Below are 23,200 nucleotides of genomic sequence, written 5' to 3' on the forward strand. Positions count from 1 at the left end.
TAAGGAATAGTGAGAATGAACAGCACTGACTTCATCCTCGCTGCGAGCGAATCGGCAAACCCGTTGTTGCCAAACCCGTGGGAAATTCTCGTCACGGGTGTTGGTTTCGCGGTCCTTCTGTTCATCGTCATCAAGGTGATTGCTCCGAAGTTCGAGCAGTCCTACGAAGATCGCGTCACCGCGATCGAAGGTGGCCTGGAGAAGGCCGAGGCAGCGCAGAAGGAAGCAGAGGAGACCTTGGCACAGTACAAGGCCCAGCTTCTGGAAGCCCGCACCGAGGCTAACCGCATCCGCGAGGAAGCTCGCAGCGAAGGTGCTCAGATCCTCGAAGATCTGAAGACCAAGGCAACCGATGAGGCTACTCGCATCAGCGAACAGGCTCAGCGTCAGATCCAGGCCGAGCGCACCGCCGCTCTGTCGTCGCTTCGCACCGACGTGGGCACTTTGGCCACCGAGCTTGCAAGCAAGATTGTTGACGAAGCTCTGAAGGACGATGCCCGTGCACAGCGCGTGGTTGATCAGTTCCTGAACGATTTGGAAGCTCAGCAGAACGCAGGTGCATCGAACTAATGGCAAGTGTATCGAGCGAGTCATTGGCAAAGGCTTTGGAGTTCCTGGAACCCAAGCTGGCACTGGCATCTTTGGAGCTGCCGAAGGAACTGTTCGCGGTCCTGGAAGTACTGGATGCAAATGCCGGTCTTCGCCGAGCATTGACTGATCCGGCCCGTGAAGCTGCCGAGAAGGCAGGCCTGCTGGCACAGCTGCTGCGCGGAAAGGTTTCGGCCGACGCCGAGTCCATCGTCGCTCAGCTGGCTTCCACCCGCTGGAGCTCGGAACGCGACATTAGCGATGCGCTCGAAACGCTGGCTGTCACTGCGCTGACCGCAGTGGCCGAGCAGCAGGACGGCGCTTCGGGGCTGGACAAGCTGGAGCAGGATCTGTTCTCCTTCATCGAGGTAGTTCGTTCAAACCACGAACTGCAGCGTGCGTTGGATGATGCGCAGGCCCCAGCCGAGGCAAAGAGCGCTCTGGCGCTCAAACTCGTGCCCAACGCGTCGCGGACCGCGCAGGTGTTGATCTCCCAGGCAGTTTCGGCCCCTCGCGGGCTGAAGCCTAGTGCTCTGATTGAGCGTTTCGTCGAGCTCGTGGCCAAGCGCCAGCAGCGTTGGATCGCCTCGGTGACCAGCACTGTGCAGCTCTCCGAAGCCCAGTTGCAGCGTCTGGAGATCAGCTTGAACAAGGTTTACGGTCGCCAGCTGAAGCTCAATGTCACTACCGACCCGTCGCTGATCGGCGGACTGGTAGTCAAGGTGGGCGACGAGGTTGTCGACGCTTCCGTGGCATCTCGTGTGGCCGAATTGCGCCGCGCCCTGGCCAGCTAGAACTTCGTCCAGGGGCTAGCCCCTGGCTAAGTTCTGGCTCGCCGGGACCAACACAGACTTCATTCACATCGATTCACCACTGATTTACGGTGGATCACAATTTAGGAGAGCAGGGACTGCAGATGGCCGATTTGACCATCAATGCCGACGACGTCCGTAATGCCCTAAACGAGTTCGCATCTTCCTACGAACCGGGTAAGGCAGAGCGCACCGAGGTGGGACGCGTTGTCGCAGCAAGCGACGGCATCGCCAAGGTGGAAGGTCTTCCTTCCGTCATGGCCAACGAGCTGCTGAAGTTCGAAGACGGCACCCTGGGCCTGGCCCAGAACCTCGATACCCGTGAAATCGGCGTCGTGGTGCTCGGTGACTTCACCGGCATCGAAGAGGGCCAGAAGGTCGAACGCACTGGCGAGATTCTCTCGGTTCCAGTAGGCGACGGCTTCATGGGCCGCGTGGTTGACCCGCTGGGTGAGCCAATGGACAACCTGGGCCCAATCGAGTCCGAGGGCCGCCGTGCACTGGAACTCCAGGCACCAGGCGTGACCGAGCGTAAGTCGGTTCACGAACCGCTGCAGACCGGCATCAAGGCTATCGACGCCATGATCCCGATCGGCCGTGGCCAGCGTCAGCTGATCATTGGCGACCGCCAGACCGGCAAGACCGCAATTGCAGTCGACGCCATTCTGAACCAGCGCGCCAACTGGGCCACCGGCGACCAGACCAAGCAGGTTCGCTGCATCTACGTTGCAGTGGGCCAGAAGGCTTCGACCATCGCAGCCGTGCGCCAGACCCTCGAAGACCAGGGCGCTCTGGAGTACACGACCATCGTGGCCTCCCCAGCATCCGACCCTGCAGGCTTCAAGTACCTGGCACCCTACGCAGGCTCAGCCATCGGCCAGCACTGGATGTACGGTGGCAAGCACGTTCTGATCGTGTTCGATGACCTGTCGAAGCAGGCTGAAGCCTACCGCGCCGTGTCGCTGCTGCTACGCCGTCCGCCAGGACGCGAAGCCTACCCGGGCGACGTCTTCTACCTGCACTCCCGTCTGCTTGAGCGTTGCGCCAAGGTTTCGGACGAGCTGGGCGCAGGTTCGATGACCGGTCTGCCGATCATCGAAACCAAGGCGAACGACGTCTCGGCCTTCATCCCGACCAACGTCATCTCGATCACCGACGGCCAGATCTTCCTGCAGTCGGACCTGTTCAACGCCAACCAGCGTCCAGCTGTCGACGTGGGTGTCTCTGTTTCCCGCGTTGGTGGCGCCGCCCAGGTGAAGGCCATGAAGAAGGTCTCCGGTACCCTGAAGCTTGAACTGGCTCAGTACCGCGACATGCAGGCCTTCGCCATGTTCGCTTCGGACCTGGATGCCGCTTCCAAGCAGCAGCTGACCCGTGGCGCACGTCTGATGGAACTGCTGAAGCAGGGCCAGTACCAGCCGTACGCCGTCGAGGACCAGGTTGTCTCCGTGTGGGCCGGCACCAACGGCTACCTGGACGATGTCCCGGTGGAAGACGTGCTTCGCTTCGAGCGCGAGTTCATCGACTACCTGCGTCACCGCACCGAGGTCCTGACCGTTCTGGCACAGACCGGCAAGCTGGAAGACGAGACCGTCGAGGCCATGAAGGCAGCCATTGCTGACTTCAAGGCCGGATTCTTCGGCCAGGGCGACGACCAGCTGGTTGCCGCAGGTCACGAAGAGCACGACGCTCTGGATGCCGAGTCCGTCGACCAGGAACAGATCGTCAAGCAGAAGCGCTGACAATTTCCTTGACGTTTAGGGGTACGGCGCCGGAGACGGCGCCGCACCCCAAACGTTGGGAATAAGGAAAGGACACACATGGGAGCCCAGATTCGGGTCTACCGCCAGAAGATTGCCTCGACCTCGTCGATGCGCAAGATCTTCAAGGCGATGGAACTGATCGCTGCATCCCGCATCGGCAAGGCACGTAGCCGTGTTTCGGCTTCGCTGCCGTACGCCAATGCGATCACCCGTGCAGTTACCGCCGTCGCGTCCCAGGCCGATGTTGAACACCCGCTGACCACGGAACCGGCGAATGTTCGCCGGGCCGCGGTGCTGGTGATGACCTCGGACCGCGGACTCGCCGGGTCCTACTCCGCCAGCGTTCTGAAGCAGGCAGAGCACCTCGTGGAACTCCTGCACGGAGATGGCAAGGAAGTCAAGACCTACTTGGTCGGCCGCAAGGCCCAGGCTTACTTCGATTTCCGTTCGCGCGAGTACGCCCGAGTGTGGACCGGGAACACCGATTCCCCGCAATTTGAAACCGCACGCGAGCTGCGCGAAATCCTCCTTGAGGACTTCGCTAACGATTACGAGCAGGGTGGCGTGGACGAGATCCACGTTGTTTACACCCAGTTCAAGTCGATGGTCACGCAGGAACCGACGGTTATCCGTCTGTTGCCGTTGGAGGTTGTCGAGGGTGAAACCGAGACTCCAACCGACGAGCTGTTGCCACTGTACGAATTCGAGCCGTCGCCGGAGGAAGTGCTTGACGCACTGCTGCCGCGTTACATCGATTCGCGTCTGTTCAACGCCCAGCTGCAGGCCGCAGCCTCCGAGCTCGCTGCCCGCCAGCGCGCGATGAAGGCCGCGGGCGACAACGCCGGCGAGTTGATCAAGAAGTACACGCGACTGCGTAACAACGCCCGTCAGGCTGAAATCACCCAGGAGCTTTCGGAAATCGTCGCCGGCGCAGACGCGCTGAACGACTAGCCGAATCCTCCTACCAGACAAGAAGTGAGAAAGATGACTGCCCAACTCAACGAGCAGGTTACCGCAGGGGCCACCGGTCGTATTGCCCGCGTGATTGGCCCGGTCGTGGACGTCGAGTTCCCTGCCGATGCACTGCCTGCTATCTACAACGCACTCACCGCTGAGCTGACCCTCAACGGTGTAACCAAGACCATCACCTTCGAAACCAGCCAGCACCTCGGTGACGGCCTGGTTCGCGCAGTATCGCTGCAGGCCACCGACGGCCTGGTCCGCGGTGCGGCCGTGAAGGACACCGGCGCTTCGATCTCCGTCCCTGTTGGCGACGGCGTCAAGGGCCACATCTTCAACGTGCTGGGCGACGCCCTGGACGTTGATAACTCGGAGATCCAGGTCACCGAGCGCTGGCCAATCCACCGCCAGGCACCGAAGTTCTCTGATCTTGAGGGCTCGACCGAGATGCTGGAAACCGGCATCAAGTCGATCGACCTTCTGACCCCTTACATCAAGGGTGGCAAGATCGGTCTGTTCGGTGGTGCAGGCGTGGGTAAGACCGTGCTGATCCAGGAAATGATCACCCGTGTTGCACGTAACTTCGGTGGTACCTCGGTATTCGCCGGCGTGGGCGAGCGCACCCGTGAAGGTAACGACCTCTGGGTCGAAATGGACGAGGCCAACGTCCTGAAGGACACCGCCTTGGTGTTCGGCCAGATGGATGAGCCACCAGGCACCCGTCTGCGCGTGGCACTGTCGGCTCTGACCATGGCGGAGTACTTCCGCGATGTGCAGAACCAGGACGTGCTGCTCTTCATCGACAACATCTTCCGCTTCACCCAGGCCGGTTCCGAGGTGTCGACCCTGCTGGGCCGCATGCCTTCCGCCGTGGGTTACCAGCCGAACCTTGCCGATGAAATGGGCCTGCTGCAGGAACGCATCACCTCGACGAAGGGCCGCTCGATCACCTCGATGCAGGCAGTCTACGTCCCGGCCGATGACTACACCGACCCGGCTCCGGCAGCAACCTTCGCCCACCTGGATGCAACCACCGAGCTGTCGCGTGAAATCGCGTCGCGCGGTCTGTACCCGGCCATCGATCCGTTGACCTCGACCTCGCGAATCCTGGATCCGCAGTACATCGGTCAGGCTCACTATGATACGGCCATCCGCGTGAAGGCCATCCTGCAGAAGAACAAGGAACTGCAGGACATCATCGCGATCCTTGGCATCGACGAACTGGGCGAAGAGGACAAGGTCGTCGTGGCACGTGCACGTCGTATCCAGCAGTTCCTGTCGCAGAACACCTACACCGCAAAGCAGTTCACCGGTGTTGACGGTTCGACCGTTTCCATCAAGGACACCATCGAGGGCTTCACCGCCATCTGCGATGGCGACTTGGACCACATCGCAGAGCAGGCGTTCTTCAACGTCGGTGGTTTGGACGACGTAGAGCGCCAGTGGGCTGAAATCCAGAAGGCCAGCAAGTAACCATGGCCGAACTTCAGGTCGAAATCGTTGCGGCCGACCACTTCGTGTGGTCGGGCCCGGCGAAGCTGGTCAAGGCTCGTTCGGTAGACGGCGAGATCGGAGTTCTGCCCGGTCACGTTCCGATGCTGTCGGTGCTTGCCGCTGGGGATCTGGAAATCGAACCGATTTCCGAGTCCCGCTTCTCGGTCCAGATCGACGGGGGATTCTTCTCTGTTGACTCGGATCGCGTCGTGATCGTTGCCGACAACGCTGTTCTTAACAACGCAGCGTAGGCGATGAATTGATTGAGATTACCGCACCAGTTCTCATAGCGCTGCTGGTTCTAGCCGGCATCGTGATGTTCTTTGGCGCCATGGCCGTGCGTCGCATTCAGTTGCGGCGCACGCTGGGCACCTTCGACGCCTCCATCCTCACGCCCAAGGGCAAGTGGATGATGGTGATCGGCCGCTACGGCGGCGGACATGTAGATCTGTTGCGGTTTTTCTCTGTCTCGCCGATCCCCAGCTTCGTGGTCGAACGCCGCGGGCTGGATGTCACGGGGTGGCGTCGCGCCGACGAGCAGGAGGCCTTGCGGATTCCGCCGGGCTTCGTGATCGTCCAGCTGACGCGCAACGGCGAACCCCTGCTGCTGGCCATGGACTACCGGGACTACACCGGGTTCTCGTCCTGGCTTGAAGCGGGGCCGATTGCCGGCTCCTGGCAGATCTAGACAAGAACTTTTTGATCCCGCCTCCGCGCGGCCGTTCCCTTCGTGGAACGGCCGTCCGGAGGCGGGATTTTTTTATGCCGTCAGCGGTCCTGGAGACAGATGGCAAAGGCCCGCCGTATCGCAAGCTGATTGCGAAGCGGCGGGCCTGATGCAGGGAACAGGCTAGAGCAGTTGGCCCTTGCGGAAAGTTTCGACCAGTTGCAGCTGCGAGTCCAGCACCAGCACGTCGGCGGCGAAGCCGTAGTGCAGCGACCCGACCTCGTCGGCCAGCCCGATCAGCGAAGCGGGATTCACCGTGGCAGCGTAGACCGCCTGCACCAGCGGAATGCCGGCGGCAACGGTTTCGCGCACGATCTGCAGCAACGTTGCGGTGCCGCCGGCCAGCGAGCCGTCCTTGGCCAGGCGCGCCTGGCCGTCGGCGACGGTGACGTCTTGCGGGCCGAGCGAGTAGCTTCCGTCGGCCAGGCCGGTGGCGGCCATGGAGTCGCTGACCAGCAGGATGCTGCGGGCACGCACGAGGTTGAACATCAGGCGCACCGTGTCGGGGGAGAGGTGCACCCCGTCGCCGATCAGCTCGATGTAGGCGTCGCCGCGCTGGGCGGTCTCCAGGCAGGCGGCCACGGGGCCGGGCTCGCGGTGGTGCAGCGGCGGCATGCCGTTGAACAGGTGGGTCACCGTCGGCTTCTCCGTGAATCCGTCCACGCCGGCGCTGCGCAGCTGCTCGCGGGCGAAGAGCAGGGAATCGGAGGTCTGCGCCGCCGTGGCGTTGGTGTGGCCCAGCGACGGGACCACGCCGTAGGAGACCAGCTGGCTGATCAGCTCCTCGCTGCCCTCCAGCTCCGGGGCGTAGGTCATGGTGCGCAGCTGGCCGCGGGAGGCGGCGAACAGCTCGTCGACGAACTCCGGCTGCGGATCGGAGAGGAAGCGCGGGTCCTGGGCGCCGCAACGGGCCTCGGAGAGGAAGGGCCCTTCGGCGTGGATGCCGGCAATCAGGCCTGCTTCGGCGAATTCTGCGAGGATTTCGGCGGCCTCGACCATCGCGCCGCGATCTGCGGTAACCAGCGAAGCCAGCAGGGTGGTGGTGCCGGCCTTGTGGAGGTAGTCCAGGGCCTCGGTGACCGACTGGTGCTCCGGGGCGGCGAAATCGGCGCCCATCGCCCCGTGGCAATGCAGGTCGATCAGGCCGGGAATCAGGACGGCGCCTTCCGGGACCGGATGCACGGCGAATTGATCGGCGTCTTCCTTGGCGAGGAAGTCGTCGCGGTTGCCGGCGAAGGCGATGCGGTCATCTTCGATGGCCAGCGCGCCATCGGTGACCTTCATTCCGTCGGAGACCAGGGTGGCGAACAGTACTAAGCGCGAAGCAGTCATGCTCCTAGCTTAGACACAGTTGGTTGCTGTGACACGAATGCACCGTTCGGAAGCATGGATTTGGGCAGCTGCTTTCTGGCTCTGAGAAATTCCCAAGTCTCTCCGACCCACATATTGATGAGTGCTTATCGACAATAAAATGATTTGTCTTGTTGTTGTGTAAGCCTATTTTGGGCTGCTAAGAATGTTGATCGAGACCCTTGGCATGGCAATTTAGCGGTGCCATTCTTTCACCATGAGCAAGCGAACGAACAACGGCGAAGGCTGGGACCGAAATTATATCCTAACCGTGCTGGGGCTTGGCGTTGCCGCTTTGAGCCTTGTGGCCGCGATCGGTCCGGCGCTGGTGGACATGGGAATCGTTGACCCGCACAGAATTCCCGGTGTCGGTCAAGAATCTCCAAAAAGTGATGAAACCTCTGTCGCATTGCCCCCGCCTTCAACAAGTCCCTCGAAAATTGATCAAGACAATGGAACAAAGGGAGTCAGCGAATTGAGCGGGTCGGATGTGCTGGCTGGGGGATCTGCTGACCTAGGGATCGGCACGCCAGCGACAGTACTTCCGTGCGATGACCGGTACATCGTAGTTTTGCGGAATAACAAGAACCCGTCAACCTATGACGCTGACGTTAGCGAGGCGCTTGAGTATTTCCCTACAAGTCACTACGTATTAACAAGAGGAAGTTGTAAGTCTCTTGCTCAAATTTCTTCCAACCATACATTGCTATACACCGTTTTTTATGGGCCTTTCAGCACCATGGATGAAGCACGCGACAGGTGTCAGGCAACTGAGGCTAAGTTCATCGACCCCTATATAAGGCGTCTAGCTGTCAACGGAGACTCCACGAGGGTTAATTGCGAAGGGGTACCGCTAAAGTAGTGAAATCTGCGGAGCGCTTGGCTTCCGGGCGTGCAGAACTGGGTTCGCCGAACAAAAAGTGATCAGGTAAAAGCGCTCAGAAGAGACGGCCCTCCGAGTCATCGACTCCGCGCATTGCGTCGTAATCGAGGGTGAGGCAGCGGATGCCGCGGTCCTCGGCCAGCGTGCGGGCCTGCGGCTTGATCTGCTGGGCGGCGAACACCCCGGAAACCGGCTTGAGCAGGGGATCGCGGTTGAGCAGCTCCAGATAGCGGGTCAGCTGTTCCACGCCGTCGATGTCGCCGCGGCGCTTGAGCTCGACGGCCACCGTGGCGCCTTCGCCGTCGCGCGCCAGGATGTCCACCGGGCCGATCGCGGTCATGTACTCGCGGCGGATCAGCTTGTGCCCGGTGCCCAGCAGCTCGATCTGCTCTGCCAGCAGGCGCTGCAGGTCGGCTTCCACGCCGTCCTTGATCAGGCCCGGGTCGGTGCCCAGCTCGTGGGCGGAATCATGCTCGATCGCGTGGAACTGGATGGTCAGGCGGTCATCGCTTTTGGTGCTGGCCACGGTCCAGGTATTGACCGAGCCCAAGGCTGCGGCATCCTCGTCGGGGGAGCCTTCCCGCAGGGTCAGCGGCGGGTTCATCCAGTTCAGGGGCTTGTAGCTGCCCCCGTCGGAATGGATGAGCACCGAGCCGTCGGCCTTCACCATGATCAGGCGGGTAGCCAATGGGAGGTGGGCCCGCAGACGGCCCTCGTAATCTACTGAACACTTCGCAACCACTAAACGCACCTGACACACTCTACTAGCTGTGTGCGATGGGCGCTGCCGGAATACGGCATGATTAGAGACATGCCACGTTCCAACCGCCCCCGCCGCACATCCAAACCCCGAGGCAATTCCCGGGGTTCCTCCGGCGGCGGATGGCGCTACGAGGACGATGCCGACGGGGATTTCGGCTCGGCGCGTCGCGAGGAGGATTGGATGCAGCGCGCCCGCTACGGGGTGGTCATGCTGCAGGACGCCCCGGACGGGCAGTGGCATGTGCGCAAGATTTCCCCGCTGAACGCCCAGAAGACCTACACCTGCCCGGGCTGCCATCGGCAGATCACCGTGGGCGTGGCGCATGTGGTGGCCTGGCGCGCGGACCACTGGTCGGGCGACGACGCCGCGGCCACCGCCCGGCGCCACTGGCATCCGCGCTGCTGGGAAACCCGTTCCTACAAGTACTAGCCGCGGTGATTGGCTAGAGCCGATCCTGGCGGGCGATGAACACCTCGCGCAGCAGGATCATTGCGCTGGCGGCGACCGGGATGGCCATCAGCGCCCCGGTCACCCCGGCCAGGGTGCCGCCGGCGATTACGGAGATCACCGCGACGGCACCCGGCACCGCCACCGCCCGGCGCATGATGCGCGGTGAGACGAAGTAGGCTTCCAGCTGCAGGTAGCCGAAGTAGCACAGCGAGTAGATCAGCGCCGTCTGCCATCCCAGCGACAACGTCACCAGGGTGACCAGGATGCCGGCGATGACCCCGCCGACCAGCGGGATGAACGCCAGCACCGCCACCAGCAGGGTGAGCAGCGCCGCGAACGGAACCTCCAGGATCGTCATCAGCAGCAGCGCCACCAGCGAGTTGAGGAACGCGACGGTGGCCTGCCCCATCACGTAGTTGCCGACCGAACTGGTGATGCGCACCGCCAGCTCGCCGGCGCGTTCGCGCTTGGAGCGCGGAGCCAGGCGCAGCCCGAAGGCCATGATGGTGGGCAGCGAGGCGAGGAAGTAGATCGCCAGCACCAGCACGATCAGGATGCCGAACATCGACTGGGCGACGGTCTGCGAGACGCCCAGGACGCCGCCGAACACGTTCGTGATCGCGCCGGAATCGCCGAAGAAGCGGTTGACCTCGTCGTCGAGCCGCTGCGTCAACGCGTACTGGCGGTCGATCTGCACCAGCCACTCGCTGTTCAGGAAGTTGTTGATGATGGTCGGCGCATCGGTGATGAACGAGGTGATTTGCGTGACCAGCGTCGGGATGATGAGCGCCATGAACCCGCCGAAGAGCGCCAGGATGCCGAACATCGTGGCGGTCACCGCCAGCGGGCGGCTCAGCCCCTTGGAGACCATCCAGCGCACGACCGGGTCCAATCCCAGTGCAATGAACAGCGCGATCGCGATCCAGGTGATGAGCGCGCCGACGTTGGTCAGCACGTAGTATCCGCCCATGGCCAGGCCCACTCCGATCGTGCCCAGGAAGCCCAGGGCGATCGGGTGCAGTGCCGGGATCGGATCCGGAACCTCCTGGTCGTCGTGGGCCAGCTCGCCCAATGCATCACGGCGCGGGGTGTGCAAAATGGCGGCGAGCCGGCGGGAAAGCCTGCGCCGCAGCGAAGCCTTTTCGGCATTGGCGGGGGCCTTGGCCGGCGAGTGGGGCCCGACCCGCGGCGCGGCGGGCTGCGCCCCGGAAACCCGGGGCGTCGACGCGGTATCCGGCGCGGGATCGTCGACGGTGAATTCCGCGCCTTGGTCGCGATGCTGGCGGCGGGCATGGTGGTGCAGCGGATCAGCCGGCGGCGGGTTCTGCCGCGTGTCCGGTTCCCCCGCCGGGGAGGGAAGCGGCCCGGTGGCCGGAGCTGGCTCGTTTGGCTCGTGCGGCTGATCTGACTGCATGGCACCGAGCTTACCGCGCAAACTGCTTTTCGGTGTGCCCAAAGACACCGCGGACTTGGGTGATTGAGCCAGTTCACAGGTAGTGCGAGGAACCATGCGGGCACCGGACTCGTTAGACTGGGGATAGTACAGCCGTGAGACGTAGGTGAATAGGTGAAATCGTGCGAAAAGTAATCTCCGTGATCGCGATGCTGCTAGGGGCTGCGGCCCTGGTCGTCGGCATCGGACAGAAGACCTTTTGGGCTCCGCCCGAAACGGTGACCGCTGCCATGCCGCAATTCGAAGGCAAGGCCCCGCTGACGCTGATTGAATCCAGCGTCAACTCCGAAAAGCTCGCCCCGGTCGAGCTGGTCATCACCGGCGAAGGCGAATTCACCGCGTCGCTGGGACGCAGCTACGACGTCGAAGCTTGGGTGGGCAAGACCGCGCACGCAGCCGTCACCGGCATCGACACCGAAAACCACCAGATGCAGGCCAACTACGTCGAGGGCGACGCCACCGCTCCGGATCCGAAGAACGCCGACATCTTCTTCGACTCGCAGACCGCGCAGGGCACCATGACCTACCGCTGGACCGCCCCGGACTCAGGCGGCTGGTCGCTGCTGCTGGCCGCCGGCGGCAAGGACGCCGCTCCGGTGGACATCTCCGTCACCTACGCCAACGATGAAGCCATGCCGTTCGCGCTGCCGCTGATCATTGCCGGCTCGCTGCTGCTGGTCTTCGGGCTGGCGCTGCTGGTGATGCGCACCGCAAAGCCTGGCGCCGACGCACCGGCCACGGCAAAGAGCACCACCCAGAACTCAGTGGCCGCCGTCGCCGTCCTCGCGCTGGCGGTTTCCGGCGCCGCCCTGCCGATGGCACCCTCCGAAGACGCCTCGCCGTCGCCGACCCAGAACGCCACCGACAGCGCTTCGCCGAGCGCCACCGACCAGGCCAGCGGGTCCGCCGAACAGTCGGCCTCGGACGAACCGGAGTCGAGCGCCTTCCCCGTCGTCACCGAAGAGCAGCTGACCCGCATTCTGGGAGACGTGCAGAAGCAGATCGGCAACGCGGATGAGAAGCGCGACGCGAAGCTGCTTGAATCCCGCGCCGCCGGCGCGTTCAAGTACATCCGTTCCAGCCGCTACGACATCCTGAACGACGACATCAAGGTCGCCAAGCCGCTGACCCTGAACACCTCCGTGGTCCGTTCGGCCGCCGTGCCGAACACCTCGGACGCGAGCTTCCCGCGCGTGATCACCGTGGTGACCGCGAAGGACTCGGACGCCGAGACCCTGCCGCAGGCGCTGACCCTGGTGCAGGCCACCGCCCGCGACAACTACCAGGTGATCTTCGCCGAGCAGATGCTGCCCGGCGCCAGCTTCCCGGGCATCGCCGTCGGCGACCCGTCGATCAAGCAGCTGGACGCGAATGCCAAGGGCCTGCAGCAGACGCCCAAGGACGCACTGAAGGCCCTGGCCGACGTGCTGACCAACGAGAAGTCGAAGAGCAAGGACAAGTTCGCCGAGTCCGAGTTCATCAAGGCCATCCACGCGGGCCAGAAGACCGAGTCGCAGAACGCGAACGAGGCGAAGGTCAAGTATGCGCGCACCGTGACCGAGGGCGACACCCGCGTGGTCTCCACCCCGGACGGCGGCGCGATCGTGACCGGCAAGCTGAACCAGCGCGCCGTGTTCGAACGCACCGAGGACGCCGATCCGCTGGAGGGCACCGACGAGCTGACCAAGAAGCTGCTGGGCAAGGCCAGCTCCACCGGCGACGTGGAAATCAATTACGCCGAACCGGTCATGTTCTACCTTCCGGCCGAGGGCTCGGAGGATAAGATTCAGCTGATTGCGGCCGAGGTAGTGCTGCTGAACGTGAAGGAAGTGAAGTAACCGTGAGCGAAGAGCCAACGATCCCATCGTCCCGCGGCGCCGTGGACCTCAGTGCGCTGTCCTCGCACCGCCTGCAGGCCACCGATGCGACCGCGCCGGAAGCCGGCGCAACCTGGACCATGGAGCTGGACGAGGCTGCATTCCAGCAGTTCGTTGCCCTGTCCCAGCGGGTCCCGGCGATCGTATCGCTTGGTTCCCCGCGCGTGCCGGCCTCGACCGAGCTGGACGCCTCGCTGCGCAAGCTCGTCGACGCCCGCGGCGGCACGTTCGTGCTCGGTCTGGTGGACGCCGAGGCGCGTCCGCAGATCGCCCAGGCATTCCAGGCGCAGCAGATCCCGTTGGTGGTCGCGCTGGTCAACGGCCAGCCGGTGCCGCTGTTCCAGGGACCGGCCGGCGAGGAGCAGATCGAGCAGGTCTTCGGCCAGCTGGAGCAGCTTGCCGCACAGCAGGGCCTGGGCGGCACCGTGCCGCCGTTCGCCGGCGCCGCCGCGGAGCCTGCCCTGCCGCCGCTGCACCAGAAGGCCGTGGATGCGATCGAGGAGGGCGATTACGCCGCCGCCGAGGCCGCCTACCTGCAGGCCCTGAACGAAAAGCCGAACGACCACGAAGCCCAGGTCGGCCTGTACCAGGTGCGCCTGCTGTCGCGCACGCAGAACATGGATTTGAACCAGGCCCGCGCGGAGGCGGCATCGAACCCCGATGACCTGAACGCGCAGCTGAACGTCGCGGACCTGGACATCGTCGGCGGCCACGTGGAGGACGCGTTCTCCCGACTGGTCTCGCTGGTGTCGCGGCTGGCCGATGAGGATCGCGAACGCGTGCGGCGCCGGCTGATCGAGCTCTACGCGGTGATCGGCACGAACGATCCGCGCGTGGCCGCCTCGCGCCAGAAGCTGGCCCGCGTGCTCTTCTAGCAGCGCGCTTCCACGCCACCGCCCAGGGCGCCGGTGCACCTCGAGAGGTAATCTCGCGGGGCGCCGGCGCCCTGCGTTTATTGCGGATTAATTCGAAAGGATGATGCTTGATGACTTGGGACGTTGCTAGGCTCGAGGCATGAATCCGATCGCACTAGATATCCGCTCCCTGGCCAAGCAGTTCGGGGCCAAGATTGCGGTGGACAACGTCAGCCTGCAGGTTCCCGCGGGCTCCTTCTACGGATTGGTCGGGCCCAACGGCGCCGGAAAAACCACGATGCTCTCCATGGCCACCGGGCTGCTGCGTCCGGATGCGGGATCAGTTCTGGTCAACGGGATCGACATCTGGGCCGATCCGCACGCCGCCAAGGCCACCCTGGGTGTGCTGGCCGACGGCGTGCGGCAGTTCGACCGGCTCACCGGCCGCCAGCTGGTGACCTATTCTGGCCTGCTGCGCGGCATGGACCGCGAGGAAGTCGCCGTACGCACCGAAGACCTGCTGCGGGTCATGGACCTGGTGCAGGACGGCGACAAGCTCGTCGTCGACTACTCCGCGGGCATGACCAAGAAGATTTCGCTGGCCACCGCAATGATCCATTCGCCGAACCTGTTGGTGCTCGACGAGCCGTTCGAAGCCGTCGACCCGGTTTCCGCGGCGAATATCCGCGACATCCTGAACGGCTACGTCCAGCTGGGCGGTACCGTCATCGTTTCCTCGCACGTGATGGACCTGGTCCAGCGCATGTGCACGCACGTCGCGGTGATTGCCGAGGGAGTGCTCAAGGCCCGGGGAACCGTCGAGGAAGTCCGCGCCGGCAAGTCCCTGGAGGAGCGTTTCGTGGACCTGGTCGGCGGACGCGGTACGAATGAGGGGCTGTCGTGGTTGCGCACATCCTCAAACTGAAACTCCGCCTGCTGGGCAACGGCTTCAAGCGCTCCGTCGGGCAGCTGGTCGGCGTGATCATCGGCGGCCTGTATGCGCTGGGCATGATCACGCTGCTCTCCGCCGCAAGCTGGGCTACCGCCGCCGAGAACCCGTTCCCGGGGCAGCTGACCGTGATCATTGGCTCCGCCGTGGTGCTGGGCTGGGCGGTCATCCCGCCGCTGCTGACCGGCGTGGACCTGACGCTGGAGCCGGCCCGCTTTGTGCACTTCGGGATCCCTACCAAGGTGCTGGCCCCCGCGTTGGTCCTGGCCGGGTTCATCTCGGTGCCCGCGATCCTGACGGTGCTCGGCCTGCTGGGTGCTTCGATGATGTGGCGGCTGGAGCCGGCGGTGCTTGCCGTGGCGATGGTGTCCGCGGTCGCCACCGCGGTGATGGCGGTGCTGCTGTGCCAGTATCTGACGATTATGGCCACCGCGCTGCGCGCCAAGCGCCGCTTCCGCGAACTGACCTTCGCACTGCTTTTCCTGTTGCTGGTGTCGGTGGGCCCGCTGCTGTCCTCCGTGATTTCCGCCGCGGAGAACATCAGCGACTGGGTCAATCCGATCTCCGAGGTGCTCGCCTACACCCCGTTTGGCGCGTTCGCCGCGCTGCCGGGGGCGCTGGCCGCCGGGAACTATGCGCAGCTGACGCTGTGCGCCGCACTAGGCGTGATCTATCTTGCGGGACTGTACCTGCTGCTGGTGCGGGCCACCGGAGCCGCGACCGTTGCGCCGCCGCCGCAGCAGCGCGCAGCCACGGCCCGCGGCCTGGGGGTATTCAAGATCGTGCCGGCCACTCCCACCGGCGCGGTGATGGCCAGGGCGCTGGTCTACTGGCTGAAGGATCCACGCTACGCGATCGGCGTGCTCATGGTGCCGATGCTGCCGCTGATTTTCTGGTTCGCCGGCCGCCAGTCGGGGGACTACACGATGATGTTCCTGCTGGGCCCGTTGATCGGCATCCTACTGGGCTTCTCGATCTCCGCGGACGTCTCCTACGACAACACCGCGTTCGCGCTGCATGTGCTGACCGGGGTCTCGGGCCGCGCCGACCGCGCCGGACGTGTGGCGGCCTGCTTCACCATCGGCATCGTCCCGCTGCTGCTCGCGGCGACGCTGCCGGCGATCCTTTCGGATCAGTTGTGGAGGCTTCCGGGGGATCTGGGACTGACGCTGGCGGCGTTCCTGATCGCGCTGGGTGTCGCCTCGGTGGCATCGGCCCGCTACACCTATGCGGTGCCGCTGCCGGGGGAGAACCCGATGAAGACGCCTCCGGGCAACGGCCTGCGTATCGCGCTGACCCAGCTGGGCACCATGGGAGTCATGGCGGTGCTGCTGATTCCCGTCGTGATTCCGTACGTTTTTGCCTGGGTCAACCAGTCGCCGAACGCCGGATTCATCGCCTTGGGCGTGGGACTGGCCTTGGGCATCGGCCTGCTGCTCGGCGGTGTGATCCTGGGTGGCAAGTGGTTTGAACGCCGCCAGCCGGAACTCATGCAGGCGGTCATGATCAACCGATAGCTGCGCGCACTGTGGGACTGCCAATCGAATTTTCGATTGGCAGTCCCACTTTTTTGCGCGAAGGCAACCCATCCGGTGGTTTCACTCCGTGTCGGTCAGCGGGATGCTGGTCGGGACGCCCGGCGGACTGTAATTCCTGCGCAACCGCTGCGCCGGATCCCGGTCCCTGGGCAGCAGCACCCACGGCAGGCCCCTCACCCACACGATCTTGACCACCTCATGGTCGAACTCGATGTGGTGGTTCTTGCACCCCGGAGCGATCTTGTCCAACTTGGTTTCCCCGCCCAACGCGAACGGATCGGTGTGGTGGAACTCCAGCTGCTCCACCGCCGCGGTGCATCCGGGCACCAGACAGTACCGGTCCCGGGCCAGCACCGCACGCTGCAGCACCTCGGGAACGAACCGCCGGGTGCGCCCGAAGTCCAGCAGCACCCCGTCACTGTTGAACACCGCCGGGATCAGATCCGCCTGGCACAACAGCTGCCGCAGCGCGGCCGGCGGCAAATCCACCCCGTGCGCGGTCTGCGCCGTCGAGGACGCCAGGTCTTGCAGGTCGGCCAGTTGCAGGTGGGCGATGACCACCGGACGCAGCCGCTTGCGCTTGCCCCGGGGCGGGGACCCGGATGCGGACGCCTCGGGCTGCGGGGAGCCTTCGGGCTGGCCGGTGGAGCGCTCGTCCCCGTCCTCGGGCCAGCCGCCGATGTCGGTGCCGTCCTCGCCGGTGTTCTCGGGGTCGGGATCGAAGAGGGACCCCTGGCCCGGATCCCCGTCCCCGGTGGGTCCGGGCGGGTCGTCGCCGCTGGCGTCCAGCAGGATCTCCAGCAACGCGTTCAACGCGCGTTCGGGCGGGGTGGCTTCGGGGATGAACAGCTCGTCCTCGTCCCAGCGCAGCTGCTCGGATCCTTCGGGCAGCAGGTCCTGGATGGACCAGCCGCCTTCCCCGTCGGGACCGGCCCCGGTAGCCCCAGCCCCGGTGGCCTCGGCCCCGGCGGGCGCGCCGCTGGTGTCCGCGGCGTTGGCGCTGCCGAAGGTTTCGGTGCTGGTGCTGCCGGTGGATTCGGTGTGCCGGTCCGGTACCTGCCCACTGGGCTGGTTGGGGTTCTCGGTCGGGTCCTTGAAAAACGAGGCCCCGGCCACCGGCCCGCCCGAGTCCGGCCCCGGGGACGGGGTCGCGTTCGGGTTCGCCGAGTCCGGGTTCGTGCGCGCGGCCTGCCCGGCCTGCGTGCTGGCCTTGTTCGCCGCCGCGATCAACGCATCCACCCACGCGCCCTCCGCGGTGGAGGTGCGCACCAGGAACTCGCGGAAGTGCGGGCTGCGGATCGGCAGCTTGAACACCCCGCGCCGCAACGCGGCTGGCGGCACCGGGCCGGACCGGTTGATCGCCTCCAGGATCAAGGTGGCGATCTTCTTCACCGCCGCGAACGGGATCAGCTCCTGGCCCAGCAGCACGGCGGCGTGTTCCTCCACGCTGCGCCCGTCGGCGTGTTTCAGGGTCACGGCGGTGGGTGTGCCTTCGAAGGTGCGGTCCTCGGGTTCGACCTTGGCCAGCTTCCGGCTGGCCTGCCGCACCACGGACGGGTCCACCCCGGACTCGAAGAGCAGCGCGGACAGGTGCTCGAACCGCGGGGGAACCCAGGCGCCGGTGAGGTCCTTGCGCCCGACCAGATCCATCGAGTCCAGCACGAGCCGGTGGGTGTGCCAGTAGGGGGTGCGCGTCCAGGAGGCCAGGAGTTCTTCGGGGTTGCGGTAGCAGCACCGGCCGGTGGCGCGCACCGGGGCGGCGGTGGTGTCGGCGGGGTGTTCGCGCAAGGCGTCCAGCTCGGTTTGGGCCAGGGTGTGGGCGGCGGTGGCGGTCGCGCGTTCGGCCGCGACCAAATCCATGCGGGTCGCTTCGAAGCCGAGTTGCTGGGCGGTGGCCGCCAGTTCCAGGGCCAGGCGGGGGTCGGTGGTGGTGGCCAGGGTTTCGCGCAGGGCGGCGAGGGTGTCCAGCAGGCTGGTGCCCAGGGCGCGGACCGCGGTGCCGGACAGCTCGGGCAGGGCGTCACCGGGTGCGGGGCGTACTTGCGCCAGTACGTGCTGCAGGGTAGTGAGGCCTTGGGCCAGGGCGGTGGTGTCCATGGATCCAGTGAACCGCTATGGGGCGGCGGTGGGGTGCGGTCGGACGCGAGCTGTGGAGAAGTGCCCGAAAAGAATTTTTCTGGCCCCTGCATCCGTGCAGTGTAGGACACGGCGCTGGAGGCGGGACAGGGCGGCCGCGGCGCGCGGGCGGCGTGGCCGAACATCGGGAAAACGGCTGGTGGCCGGCGGGAACCGTGCTCGGATGCCGTGCCGCGCGGCGGCGGAAATGGCTTCGATGTGGACAACCTCCCATGCCTGTGCGCCCCATGAAAGCGTCCTACGTACTAGACTGGATGGCATGGTGGAACAGTCTGAAGAAACCCGCGGCGGTACGGCAACGATCGAACGCACCGAGACGACCCAGAGCGTCGAGGCCGGCGATCACGAGCGTTTTGCGCACTATGTGCAGAAGGACAAGATCATGGAGTCGGCGCTGTCCGGCGAGCCGGTGATCGCCCTGTGCGGCAAGGTCTGGACCCCAGGCCGAGATCCGAAGAAGTTCCCGGTGTGCCCGGAGTGCAAGGAAATCTACGAATCCTTGATGGGGTAGTGCGCGCACCACGTTCGCACTTCCTACAACTTCTGCACGCGGCCGGGAAAAGGGTAAATGACGCAGGCACTTTTTGACTTTGGTGACAAGCTTCCACTGGAAGACAAGCTACCGGTAGCGTATCCGGAGCGGGCGGCCTGGGGCACCGGGCCGAAGCTTCGCGCCTGGCAGGCCGAGGCGCTGGCCAAGTACTTCGAGGCCGAGCCCAGGGACTACATGGCAGTGGCGACGCCCGGCGCGGGCAAGACCACGTTCGCGCTGCGCCTGGCCAAGGTGCTGATCGACTCCGGCAAGATCAACCGCATGATCGTCGTCGCGCCCACCGACCACCTGAAGAAGCAGTGGGCGGATGCGGCGGCACGCGTGGGCATCTCGCTGGACCCGAACTACAAGAATTCCGACGGGCGCCACGGATCGCACTACCTGGGTGTGGTCGTGACCTACGCGCAGGTTGCGCTGAAGCCAGCGGTGCACCGCGCGAAAACCGAGAACGCGCGCACCCTGGTGATCATGGACGAGGTCCACCACGCCGGCGATGCGCTCAGCTGGGGCGACGGCATCCGCGAGGCCTTCGAGCCCGCGGCCCGGCGCCTGGCGCTGACCGGCACCCCGTTCCGTTCCGACGCCGCCCCGATTCCCTTTGTGCAGTACGTCGACGAGGGCGACGGCATCCGCCGCTCCAAGGCCGACTACACCTACGGCTACGGCAACGCACTGGCGGACCACGTGGTGCGCCCGGTGCTGTTCATGGCCTATTCGGGCAACATGCGCTGGCGCACCGCCGGCGGCGAGGAGATGGAGGCGAACCTCGGCGAGGGGTTCACCAAGGACGTCACCGCGCATGCCTGGCGCACCGCGCTGGACCCGCACGGCGACTGGATCCCCTCGGTGCTGCAGGCCGCCGACCGGCGCCTGTCCGAGGTGCGGCGCACCGTGAAGGACGCCGGCGGCCTGGTCATCGCCACCGACCACGAGGACGCGCGCGGCTACGCCGCCCAGCTGGAGGCCATCTGCGGGGAAAAGGTCACCACGATCCTCTCCGACGACCCGAAGGCCTCGGAGAAGATCGACGAATTCTCCGCGTCCGAGGCGCGCTGGATGGTCGCGGTGCGCATGGTCTCCGAAGGCGTTGACGTGCCGCGGCTGTGCGTGGGCGTGTACGCCACCTCCACCTCCACGCCGCTGTTCTTCGCGCAGGCCGTGGGCCGCTTCGTGCGAAGCCGCAAGCGCGGCGAGGTCGCCAGCGTGTTCCTGCCCTCCGTGCCGGTGCTGATGGCGCTGGCCAACGAGATGGAGGTCGAGCGCGACCACGCGCTGGACCGCGAGGGCGAGAAGGTCGAGGACGGCCTGGACGACGCGCTGCTGGAGGCGGCCAACAAGGAGGACAAGGCCAGCGACGAGCTCACGCGCAACAAGTTCGAGGCGCTGAACTCGCAGGCCTCCTTCGACCGCGTGCTGTTCGACGGCGGCGAGTTCGGCACCGGCGCGGACATCGGCAGCGACGAGGAGCTGGGTTTCCTTGGCATTCCCGGGCTGCTGGACACCGAACAGGTCTCCGAGCTGCTGCGCGCGCAGCAGAACAAGCAGATCAGCCGCGGCGCCACCAAGCCGGCCCCGGTCTCCGACCACCGGCGGATGATGGACCTGCGCACCAAGCTGTCCAAGAACGTCTCCGCCTGGTCCGCGCGCACCGGAACCCCGCACGCGCAGATCCACACCAAGCTGCGCACCGTGTGCGGCGGCCCGGCCGTGCCGCAGGCCACCGCCGACCAGCTGCAGGCGCGCCTGGACAAGCTCTCCGACTGGTTCGTCGGCCGCAAATAAGCCTCCGCCGCCGGCCGCGCGGCCTGCTGGTTAAGTGGCATACTTCCTGCTAGGCCGGCCGGAAAACTTCCATCGCCGTCCGGGTGCAGCGCCGCGCCGCGGCACGGCGCCCGGCGGCACGACGACAGGCCGCCGCCGGGAAACCGGAGGCGGCCTGTCACATTGACGGGGACGGGGAAAATTAGCCCAGGGTCAGCACCGTGACGCCGGCGGCGCGCAGCTGCTCGTTCACCGCCGGCATGTTCTGCGGGGAGACCGCGGCGGTCAGCGGGGCGAGCACGGTGGTGGCGAACCCCGCCGCTGCCGCGTCCAGCGCGGTGGCGCGCACGCAGTGGTCGGCGGCCAGGCCCACCACGTCCACGGCCTCGATGCCGCGGCGCTTGAGCCAGTCGCCCAGCAGCGCGCCGGATTCGTCCGCCAGGTCGGCGGCCGGGTCGATCCGGCGCGCCTCGAAGCCCGAGTAGGCCGCGGCGAAGCGGCCCTTGGCGAAGTGCGCGTCCACGTCGAGCCCGGCGACCTGCGGGTGCAGGGCCGCGCCGGCGGTCCCGGCCACGCAGTGCACCGGCCAGGAGTCGACGAAGTCCGGCGTCTGGGAGAAGTGGGTCCCGGGATCGATGTGCCAGTCCTGGGTGGTGGCGATCGCGGCGTAGCTCTCGCGGCGCGAGCGCACGTCCCCGGCGATGCCCGCGGCGACCAGGTTGCCCCCGGCCACGGCCAGCGCACCTCCTTCGCAGAAGTCCGGTTGCACGTCGATGATCAGCAGGGCGCGGTTCATGGCAGCCTCCTTGGGGCGTGGCGGTAATACGCTCGGGTGATAGGGATCGTACCGCCCGCCGCTGTGAGCGCGGTGGGCGGCGGGTGCGGGTTAGCTGCGCACCATGATGGTGGGGATGACCGGTTCGCCGCGCTGCAGCTTGCGGGCCTCGCCGGGCATTTCCTGGATGGAGCCGCGGTGGCGCGCCGCGGCCTTGGCCACGCCTTGCGCGCCGATGAAGGAGCGGTCGATCTCGCCGTTGATCACCAGCGGGACCATCAGGTCGCGCTCGGGACCGCCGGTGGTGTACTCGGTGGTGGACACGACCTCGGCGACGGCGCGGCCGCGCTCGTTCAGTTCGCGCACCGCGTACTTGCGCCCGCCCACGCTGGCCTTGTTCGCGGCGGCCTTGGCCACGGGGATCCACTGCCCGGCGTCGTCCTGCCGGGAGACCAGCTTGTAGACCATGGAGGCAGTCGGGTGGCCGGAACCGGTGACCAGCGCCGTGCCCACGCCATAGGAGTCCACCGGGGCGCTGGCCAGCGCCGCGATGGCGTATTCGTCGAGGTCCGAGGTGACGGTGATCTTGGTGTTCCAGTTGCCCAAGTCGTCCAGCAGGGTGCGCACCCAGCCGGCCTGCTGGACCAGGTCGCCGGAGTCCAGTCGCACGCCGCCCAGCTGGGGGCCCGCCACCTCCACCGCGGTGCGCACCCCGGTTTCCACGTCGTAGGTGTCCACCAGCAGGATGGTGTCGCGGCCCAGCGAGGCGACCTGCGCCTCGAAGGCGGCGCGTTCGGTGTCGTGCAGCAGGGTGAAGGAGTGCGCGGAAGTACCCACGGTCTTCAGCCCGTAGCGGGCGCCGGCCTCTAGATTGGAGGTGGAGTCGAAGCCGGCGATGATTGCGGCGCGGGCCGCGGCGACCGCGGACTCCTCGTGGGTGCGGCGCGAGCCCATCTCGATGCACGGGCGGTTCGCGGCGGAGGCGATCATGCGCGAGGCGGCGGAGGCGATGGCCGAGTCGTGGTTCATCACCGACAGCAGGTAGGTCTCGATCACGCAGGCCTCGGCGAAGGATGATTCGACCATGAGCAGCGGCGAGTTCGGGAAGTACAGCTCGCCCTCGGCGTAGCCGGTGATGGTGCCGGTGAAGGTGAAGTCCTCAAGGTACTTCAGCGTTTCGGCGTTCACGACCCGGTTGTCGGAGAGGAACTTCAGCTCGTCGTCGCCGAAGTGGAAGTCGGCCAGCCCTTCGAGCAGGCGTCCGGTGCCGCCGACCACGCCGTAGCGGCGTCCTTCGGGCAACCGTCGGGAGAAGGCTTCAAACACGCTCGGGCGGTGCGCCGCGCCGGAGGCCAGGGCGGCCTGAAGCATGGTCAGCTCGTAGTGGTCGGTGAAGAGGCTGGTGCGCATGAACGCTCCTGAATCGTGTGTGTGCTCTGGCTTCGGTCGCCTCCGCGGAGGTGAACCAGCTTTTACTGTATAACGGGTCGCAGCTTGGCCGTGATTCGGGCCGG

General features: G+C 65.7%; 21 protein-coding genes. 15 read left to right on the forward strand and 6 right to left on the reverse strand.

Going from position 1 to position 23,200, the window contains the following annotated elements:
• The first annotated feature begins 15 nt into the window (after positions 1 to 15).
• From IEY43_RS10865 to IEY43_RS10895, 7 genes are all read left to right on the forward strand, one after another.
• The gene (locus IEY43_RS10865; RefSeq protein ID WP_188948616.1) at positions 16 to 570 is read left to right on the forward strand and encodes a F0F1 ATP synthase subunit B; all 555 of its coding nucleotides are present in this window, start codon (positions 16 to 18) and stop codon (positions 568 to 570) included.
• Complete coding sequence (locus tag IEY43_RS10870) at positions 570 to 1,382, forward strand: F0F1 ATP synthase subunit delta (RefSeq protein WP_188948617.1); 813 nt, start codon at positions 570 to 572, stop codon at positions 1,380 to 1,382. Before IEY43_RS10865 ends, IEY43_RS10870 begins: the two co-directional genes overlap by 1 nt.
• 122 nt (positions 1,383 to 1,504) lie before the next feature.
• Positions 1,505 to 3,142 (forward strand): F0F1 ATP synthase subunit alpha, encoded by a 1,638-nt coding sequence (atpA, locus tag IEY43_RS10875; protein WP_188948618.1) that lies wholly within the window; start codon positions 1,505 to 1,507, stop codon positions 3,140 to 3,142.
• Between the two features lie 78 nt (positions 3,143 to 3,220).
• Entirely contained in the window at positions 3,221 to 4,114 is an 894-nt protein-coding gene (locus IEY43_RS10880; RefSeq protein WP_188948619.1) for a F0F1 ATP synthase subunit gamma, read from the forward strand.
• A 33-nt stretch (positions 4,115 to 4,147) separates the two neighbouring features.
• Positions 4,148 to 5,596, forward strand: a complete 1,449-nt coding sequence (atpD, locus tag IEY43_RS10885) for a F0F1 ATP synthase subunit beta (protein WP_188948620.1) — start codon at positions 4,148 to 4,150, stop codon at positions 5,594 to 5,596.
• 2 nt (positions 5,597 to 5,598) lie between these two features.
• Positions 5,599 to 5,868 carry a F0F1 ATP synthase subunit epsilon gene (locus IEY43_RS10890; RefSeq protein WP_188948621.1) on the forward strand — a complete coding sequence of 90 codons (270 nt, stop codon included), beginning with the start codon at positions 5,599 to 5,601 and terminating at the stop codon, positions 5,866 to 5,868.
• An 8-nt stretch (positions 5,869 to 5,876) separates the two neighbouring features.
• A complete protein-coding gene (locus tag IEY43_RS10895; RefSeq protein ID WP_188948622.1) occupies positions 5,877 to 6,305 on the forward strand; it encodes a DUF2550 domain-containing protein in 429 nt (142 codons plus the stop codon).
• 162 nt (positions 6,306 to 6,467) lie between these two features.
• Here the strand turns inward: IEY43_RS10895 and nagA are convergent, their stop codons facing one another.
• On the reverse strand, positions 6,468 to 7,676 hold the full coding sequence (nagA, locus tag IEY43_RS10900) for an N-acetylglucosamine-6-phosphate deacetylase (RefSeq protein WP_188948623.1): 1,209 nt from the start codon (positions 7,674 to 7,676) through the stop codon (positions 6,468 to 6,470).
• Positions 7,677 to 7,911: 235 nt separating this feature from the next.
• Here nagA and IEY43_RS10905 point away from each other — a divergent pair, with 235 nt between their 5' ends.
• Positions 7,912 to 8,556, forward strand: coding sequence for an SPOR domain-containing protein (locus IEY43_RS10905; protein ID WP_188948624.1), 645 nt, complete (start codon positions 7,912 to 7,914; stop codon positions 8,554 to 8,556).
• Positions 8,557 to 8,632: 76 nt separating this feature from the next.
• Here IEY43_RS10905 and nucS read toward each other — a convergent pair whose 3' ends face one another.
• A complete protein-coding gene (nucS, locus tag IEY43_RS10910) occupies positions 8,633 to 9,328 on the reverse strand; it encodes an endonuclease NucS (protein WP_188948625.1) in 696 nt (231 codons plus the stop codon).
• A 60-nt stretch (positions 9,329 to 9,388) separates the two neighbouring features.
• Between nucS and IEY43_RS10915 the strand changes: the two genes are divergently transcribed.
• Positions 9,389 to 9,769 (forward strand): Rv1322 family protein, encoded by a 381-nt coding sequence (locus tag IEY43_RS10915; protein WP_188948626.1) that lies wholly within the window; start codon positions 9,389 to 9,391, stop codon positions 9,767 to 9,769.
• Positions 9,770 to 9,782: 13 nt separating this feature from the next.
• On the opposite strand, the gene IEY43_RS10920 is transcribed toward IEY43_RS10915, so the two are convergent.
• Positions 9,783 to 11,204 carry an AI-2E family transporter gene (locus IEY43_RS10920; RefSeq protein WP_188948627.1) on the reverse strand — a complete coding sequence of 474 codons (1,422 nt, stop codon included), beginning with the start codon at positions 11,202 to 11,204 and terminating at the stop codon, positions 9,783 to 9,785.
• 161 nt (positions 11,205 to 11,365) lie between these two features.
• Here IEY43_RS10920 and IEY43_RS10925 point away from each other — a divergent pair, with 161 nt between their 5' ends.
• The 4 genes from IEY43_RS10925 to IEY43_RS10940 all read left to right on the forward strand — a co-directional run bounded on the left by IEY43_RS10925 (position 11,366) and on the right by IEY43_RS10940 (position 16,440).
• The gene (locus IEY43_RS10925) at positions 11,366 to 13,081 is read left to right on the forward strand and encodes a hypothetical protein (RefSeq protein WP_188948628.1); all 1,716 of its coding nucleotides are present in this window, start codon (positions 11,366 to 11,368) and stop codon (positions 13,079 to 13,081) included.
• A gap of 2 nt (positions 13,082 to 13,083) precedes the next feature.
• Complete coding sequence (locus tag IEY43_RS10930; protein ID WP_188948629.1) at positions 13,084 to 13,995, forward strand: co-chaperone YbbN; 912 nt, start codon at positions 13,084 to 13,086, stop codon at positions 13,993 to 13,995.
• 139 nt (positions 13,996 to 14,134) lie between these two features.
• Positions 14,135 to 14,899: an ABC transporter ATP-binding protein gene (locus IEY43_RS10935; RefSeq protein ID WP_188948630.1), complete on the forward strand. Its 765-nt coding sequence runs from the start codon at positions 14,135 to 14,137 to the stop codon at positions 14,897 to 14,899.
• Complete coding sequence (locus IEY43_RS10940; protein ID WP_188948631.1) at positions 14,875 to 16,440, forward strand: transporter; 1,566 nt, start codon at positions 14,875 to 14,877, stop codon at positions 16,438 to 16,440. Before IEY43_RS10935 ends, IEY43_RS10940 begins: the two co-directional genes overlap by 25 nt.
• Before the next feature lie 81 nt (positions 16,441 to 16,521).
• On the opposite strand, the gene IEY43_RS18350 is transcribed toward IEY43_RS10940, so the two are convergent.
• A complete protein-coding gene (locus tag IEY43_RS18350) occupies positions 16,522 to 18,558 on the reverse strand; it encodes an HNH endonuclease signature motif containing protein (protein ID WP_188948632.1) in 2,037 nt (678 codons plus the stop codon).
• A gap of 298 nt (positions 18,559 to 18,856) precedes the next feature.
• Here IEY43_RS18350 and IEY43_RS10950 point away from each other — a divergent pair, with 298 nt between their 5' ends.
• Positions 18,857 to 19,108 (forward strand): DUF3039 domain-containing protein, encoded by a 252-nt coding sequence (locus tag IEY43_RS10950; protein ID WP_047118761.1) that lies wholly within the window; start codon positions 18,857 to 18,859, stop codon positions 19,106 to 19,108.
• Positions 19,109 to 19,165: 57 nt separating this feature from the next.
• A complete protein-coding gene (locus IEY43_RS10955) occupies positions 19,166 to 20,932 on the forward strand; it encodes a DEAD/DEAH box helicase (RefSeq protein WP_188948633.1) in 1,767 nt (588 codons plus the stop codon).
• 181 nt (positions 20,933 to 21,113) lie between these two features.
• On the opposite strand, the gene IEY43_RS10960 is transcribed toward IEY43_RS10955, so the two are convergent.
• Together IEY43_RS10960 and IEY43_RS10965 are read right to left on the reverse strand one after the other, a co-directional pair.
• Positions 21,114 to 21,707 (reverse strand): isochorismatase family protein, encoded by a 594-nt coding sequence (locus IEY43_RS10960; protein ID WP_188948634.1) that lies wholly within the window; start codon positions 21,705 to 21,707, stop codon positions 21,114 to 21,116.
• Positions 21,708 to 21,797: 90 nt separating this feature from the next.
• Positions 21,798 to 23,096, reverse strand: a complete 1,299-nt coding sequence (locus IEY43_RS10965; RefSeq protein WP_188948635.1) for a nicotinate phosphoribosyltransferase — start codon at positions 23,094 to 23,096, stop codon at positions 21,798 to 21,800.
• Between the last annotated feature and the right edge of the window lie 104 nt (positions 23,097 to 23,200).

It is taken from the genome of Glutamicibacter protophormiae (assembly GCF_014647495.1).
GTDB lineage: Bacteria > Actinomycetota > Actinomycetes > Actinomycetales > Micrococcaceae > Glutamicibacter > Glutamicibacter protophormiae.